This is a genomic window from Aeromonas sp. HMWF014, assembly GCF_963878295.1.
GTDB classification, from domain to species: domain Bacteria; phylum Pseudomonadota; class Gammaproteobacteria; order Enterobacterales; family Aeromonadaceae; genus Aeromonas; species Aeromonas popoffii.
This window is the reverse complement of record NZ_CAWNYS010000443.1, coordinates 1-6,387: the sequence shown is the minus strand read 5'-3', so window position 1 is coordinate 6,387 and position 6,387 is coordinate 1. Positions and strand designations below refer to the sequence as shown.

At 59.0% G+C, this 6,387-nt stretch carries 1 protein-coding gene; it reads right to left on the bottom strand.

Going from position 1 to position 6,387, the window contains the following annotated elements; all coding sequences use genetic code 11:
• Positions 1-6,387, bottom strand: a 6,387-nt coding sequence (locus AAC083_RS17485; RefSeq protein WP_258224750.1) for a T1SS-143 repeat domain-containing protein, incomplete at both ends; no start/stop codon positions are given.

The window sequence follows — 6,387 nt, the reverse complement described above, 5'->3', positions numbered from 1 at the left end:
GTAATGCCGATCTGGGCACTGTCGGTCAGCGCCCCACCCGACCCCGTGTTGCCCTGATCCGAGGTAGTGATGGTGAGATTGTCATCGCCCCAGAAATCCTTGGCTGGTTCATAGTGCAGCTGGCTGGCAAGCAGGTTATTGATATCGACAAGAGAACCCACCAGGGTGATCTCGCCGGTACCTGCACCCTGCACCCCCACGGCGCCGCTAGCACCCAGCAGGGTTAGCACACCGTGCTCGACCCGCAACACCATGGACATGGGGGCAGTGCCTGCATCCACGTCCTTCACACTGATACCGGAAAGCGACAGCGAACCATCCTCTTTCACCGTCATGCTGCCCGGCACCTGATTGATCGGCGCGTCGTTGACCGGCTGCACTTCAATCGCCACCACATCGGTATCGCCAAGCGCACCGCCGCTGCCGGTATTGCCAAGATCATTGGTCACCATGGTGAGCTGATCCTGACCATTGAAGTCCTGCTTACCCTGATAAGTCACCCCCCCGGACAGCAGCGCATTGATGGCATCAAGCGACCCGCTAAGCACCAGCGTACCGGACCCGTTTCCGCTCACGGTCACCCCGCTGCCCGCAGCCAGATTGAGGGTACCGTGCTCGACCGAGAGGCGTACCTCAATGGGGCTGCTGCCCGCATCCACATCTTTCACCTGCAAACCATTAATGGTATACGGCGTGTCCTCCTCGGCCACCAGCGCTGTCGCAGGCAGCACGTTGACCGGCGCATCGTTGACCGGGCTCACATCCACATGGATGGTGCTATTGACCTCGGGACCAAGGGCGCCGTTGTCGAGACTCTGGGCCGTCACCTTGAGATCCAGCGCCCCGTTGGTGTCATTGGTCACCAGTTCGACAGCACCCAGCTTGCCGCCATCTGTGGTGACCTGCCAACGCCCCCCTCCCAGATCAACCACAGTGCCAGCAACGCCGTTTGGCAAGCGGATCTGGGCACCATCAGGTACCCCTTCGATGGTGACCCGCACCTGCTCCGGGCCATGCTCATGGACATTAGCGGCAGTGCCGCCGGTTACCTGGGTATCGTGGGTCTCGAGCCCCAGATCCAGGGTGATCACATCCCCTTCGGTGCCACTCGCCTTGTCCTGAATGTCGGCGATGATGACATCCCCCACCGGATTGACGGTGACGGTGAAGCTGCCGCTGGTCTCGAGCGGAATAGAGAGCCCCTTGTCCAGGGTAAAGGCGCTCAAGGAGAGATCCACGCTACCGCTGAAATCCGCTGGCGGGATCAGGGTCAGTTTGGAGAAGTCAGTCCCCACCGGGATCTGCCAGATGCCGCCGCCATTGTTGACCGCTGGAGCCGACAGCGTGAAGCCATCCGGTACCCCCTTGATCTGCAGCGCGACTATCTGTTCCGAGCCATCGTTGTCGACAAGGGCCGCGCCAAATCCGGCGAGGTTGACCGTGCCATCCTCATTGCCTGCCACATTGTGTACCGTGAGCGTGGCCGGGTCGTTGACCGGCTTGACCTCAAATTCCACATGCCCGTTCCAGCTACCTTGCGCCGTGCCCGTGGTGGCGGTATCCAGAATATCGACCTTGATATCCAGCGGTACCTTGCCGCTAAAGTGCTCTTTTGGCACAAATACCAGATCCTTGAGCGCCGCCATATCGCTCACCACCAGCGTGGTCAGTGGCTGGTTGCCCACCAGGAAATAGCCAAACTTGGGATCGACGGTAATGGTCACCGTCTCCACAGTCTCGAGCCCGCCATCCGCAACGCTCGGGCTGATATCGGCCAGTTTGACCGAGAGGTTGAGGTGAGTCACTGTGTCTTCAACGTTACTCGGCTGACCGTTCACATCCCTCACCTGCAGCGTCAGCTCAGGGTGACCATCCTGGCCGCCGTTGATATCCACTTCGGGGGTGATGGAAAGAGTGACTTGCTTCTCGACTGTCTTGGTATCACCGCTCACCGTATCGGTGTTGACCAACCGCACATTGAAATGCAGGTTGTTGCCAGCATAATCCTCCGGCAGGGTCAGAGTCAGCCTGTCAAGGTCACTGAGGCCGCCTGGCAGCTTGATCAGATACTCGTTATTGACGAAGTCGAAGGTCAGCCCCTCTACATTCACCCCGGCTGGCAGACCGGTGATAACGATACTGAGTTCATCATCGCCCATATCCGCAGCGCCAAGGGTAACCATGTTCTTAAGCTGGGCACCAACGTTGACTCCGTGATCTTCTACGCCGGTTATAGGGGCTCTGTTGTCAACGTCGACGGTTGCTGCAACCTGATTTGACTCAATTTTATCTTTAAACTCGGCAGTGGCCGTCAGCTTACGATAAGCCGGCATACTGACATCATGTTCATTGTTATCGCCAAGATCGATCACTTGGGCACTCACCTTGAAGGTGACGGTACCACCAGGATAACCACCAGGAGCGTGTAAAGAATAATGGCCAAGCGAGCTACTCGGTACAGTCCAGTTGCCCAGACCATCGTTAATCCCCCCCACCACCACGAAACCGGGAGGCAACTCGCTTATCACCAGATAGTTGATGGTCTCACTGCTGCTAAGATCCAGATCCTCAAAAACAAAGACACCGTTGAGCGGAATGTCATCTCCATCAGGACTGACCAGAGCCCCCCCGACTTGTACCAGATTGCCATCGAGTTCCACCACCGCCCGGATATCGACGTGCAGTTGCCCATCAATCACTTTGTTAGCCACCACACTGGAATCCACATCATGCTGGGTCACGGTGACATGGCTTTGAATCGTAAGATCCCTGTCACTATCTTCCGGCGCTTTCACCAACAGCTGCCCACCCTTGAGCAGGCTGTCGAGTTGAGCGGAGGTCAACGAGACATTGCCCCCACTGATGGCGATCTGGGTATCAACGCCACCTGCACGCAACCAGATTTGGTATCCATCTGCCACGCCCGATAGCGTCAGACCAGTCACCTGTTCGGCCCCATCGGTCAACACCGGATGCCAGTCGAGCGCAACGAACTGATCTTCAAGACCATGGCTGGTCTTGCTGTAGTGGGTCGCATCGATCTCCGGTTCAACCTTGATGTGCAGGGGCACCTCGAAGCTCTTGTGATCGCCATCGCTCTCGGTCACCACGACCTTGGCAATCAGATGCAGATCAGCGGTGCTATTGGGTGGCGGCTGGATCTGCAGATTGCCCAGATCCGACACATTGACCTGATACGTCGGTTTACCACTGGCATCGAGTCCGGCAAAGGTGAGGGTCAACTCATTGCCACTGGCATCGAACACCCGGGCTCCGTCTGGCAAACCACCCAACACCATGTTGAGACTTTCCGAGTGATCGAGGGGGGTCTCAACCCACTCACCGGATACCAGTTTGAAGTTAAGCGGCGCCTTGCCATCCTCAGCCACCGTAATGGCGTACCCTGCCCCTTCAGACACCCAACCTGTGCCGCCCAACTCGACGTGTGGTTTATCCACGACCCCAACCAAATCCACATGGATGGTCTGGGCGCCGGTCTCCTTCTCGTTGACCACTGTATGGATCTGGCCATTGGCATCGGTCAGCGTTGCGGTGTCTTTCACCACTCCCTTGATGGTGAGATCGAAATCGACGTTGCTGTTTTTCGGTGGTTCAAGCTTGAGCTCGCGAATGCGGTCATAGGGCACCTCGTAGTAGCCCGCCGCATTCTGGCCCACCGCTACACCGCCAAGCAGCAAGGTTGCCCCGACAGGCAAGCCGCTGATGCGGACAAACATCTGCTCGGAGCCATCGAGTTTGTCACCCAGCTGAGCCAGGGAGATCTTGCTACCCAGATCGAGCAAGGTGTCTTCCTTGCCCTGAATATCACGAATGGTCAGCTTGGCATCATCCGCCTGCGGATTGACATTGATCACCACCGCCAACGGATCGCCGAGGGCTGTCACCTTGTCGGTCACCACAGGGGTATTCTCTGTGCTCACCGGTGTCACCACCAGCTTGATGTCACCGCTGTAGTCCTTACCGGGCACCACAATTATCTTGTTGATGTCGCCGCCAGCAACGGTGTAGAGGCCGTTTGCCCCCGGGGTGAGCACCTTGCCATTCAGGGTCAGGCTGCCCTGGCCCGACTCCCACTTGATCTGGTAGCTCAGGGTTTCGGAGCCATCGGTGTCGGTGAGCGCGGCCTTCACATTTAGAGCGATGCCGGTGCTGTCCTCATTGGTGCTGTAGTGCTGATTCGTGCTCGCCCCATCCCAGAGCGGCTTGTCGGCAATGCCCTCTACCGTAATGTCCAGATTGCCGGTCAACACCGGGGGCTTGTTCCCCTCGGTGACGCCCACCTGTAATTGCACCGGGAAGCGCAGCGCGCTGCCCCCGTTGTTGTAGCTCGAGTAGTCATGATTTGGTACGAAGGTGACACCGGTCAGCTGGAACCTGTCATTGGTATTGGCCACCGCCACCATGGCCTCTGGCGGCACCTGATACCAGGTCTTGCCACCCTGGGTAATGGTGGTGAGTGCGATGCCGTTGAAGTAGAAGATGCCCTGGGCATTGGCCGGTGCCTGGATAAGCAACTGCTCCACATGCTCGCCCCGATCGAAGTCGCCTATATCCAGGTTCATGGTGATGGGGATCCCCTGGCCGGGATTGGTCGCCCCCGTATCCTCTTGGCCGGTGGCCGCGCTCACGGTGAGCTTGCCTGCCTCATCCTGGATGGTCAGGGTCAGGACCCCATCATCATTATCTCGGTCCCCGTCCACCAGATGAAATTCAATCTGCTGCACCAGCGTGGTGTTGCTGTGATCGATGCCCGATTTGGCGGTAAAGCTGTAGGTACCCTCGGCATTGATCACCAGAGTGCCGATGACTTGCCCTGTGCCGTCAGCCACCGCGATGGTGGTGTTGCCGCTAGCTGCGATGGGGTGTTCGGTACCATTGATGGTCACCGATTTCACCACCGCATCGTCCGCCCCCTCGCTGGCGGTGGCCAGCAGATCGCCGGTCACTTTCGCACCTTCATTCAGGGTCTTGCTCGCATCCACGGCCACGGGCACATCATCCTGCACGCTCACATGGCCAATCACTTCGGCGCTGAGGTCTCCGTCACTGTCTCGCGCCTGTAACGGCAGCTGGATATCCAGCAGATCCTTGCCCTGGACGCTGTGATCCAGATTGCCGGAGAGCTCGAAGGTATAACGGCCGGAGACATCCAAAGTCAGCTTGAAGATAACCTTGCCCGCGCTGTCCTTGCCAAGATACACGCCCGGCTGGCTATCGGCGCCGATGGTGACCGCCTTGCCCCCCGACGTGAGGCTGTTGAGGGCGTTGAAACGTGCCACATCCAGTTGCAGAGAGACCACCCGGTCGCTCCCGGCGGCAATCGTCACCTGGCCGACGGCGACTTCGCCAATGCCTGACGGGCTGGTCCCCCCATGCTGGCCACCGCCACCATTGAGACCGGACTCCTTGACGGTCCCCCCCTCGACATTGGTGATCACTGGATCGGCCGCATCAGAGATCACCGCCGTGGTGTTGCCGGTGGTCACACTGCCATCGCTATCAGTGACCTTGACTGGCAAAGTCAGTTCCAACTTGTTGTCAGCGCCGTGATCCAGATTGGTATGCACCGTCACCTGATAGCCGATCTCCGCACTGGTGTGAACGGCGATGCTGGCGGGGACGGTGGGGATGGACACAGTCATCACTACCAGACCGCCGCTGGTCACCGCCTGAAAGCTGTGGCCATCCGTGCCAATGGCCTTCCAGGTCAAGGCTTCGCCATTGTGGGTAATGGGCTTGCCACTGGCATCCATGACCTGACCGGAGAGGGCCAACCGCACATCGACCACGGGGTCTGAGTCGGCCTGGATAGTGATCTTGCCGCTCGCCTGCTGGTCATCGGTGGCCAAGTTGGCGCCATCGAAACGCCCTTCGCCAAGCGTCACGCCGGTCAGGGTGAGGGTCGGTTTCTCCCCTTCCCCAATCGTGATATTGAGGGTGCCGCTGGTGCTGTCGTTGTTGCCGCCTGCCTTGTCGTAGTCGTTGACGATCACCTTGATGGGCAGCTCGGTCACGGCGTTGCCGCCCTGATGGAGCCCCTGATAGAGGGTCACCTGATAGTCAAACCCGTTCTTGCCCGCCTGATCGAGGCTGCCAGTCAGCTTGACCTCGAACACCTCGACCCGCTGGCCATCCACCATCACATAACCTTTGAGCAGCTGGCTGCCGGGGATGGCGGGATCCCCATCAACCAGCTCGTATTTGACGCTCTGGCCGAGAGCAGTGAGAACCGGTTGCTGGTTGGCATCGGCAAAGGCCACTTCGGCCACCCGATCCGACCCGCCTTGCACATCAAAATGGCCGGTTTGGCTCAGGCTGTTACTGCCGGTGAGGTCCCCCTCATCCAGCGTCACGCCAGTGCCAGCG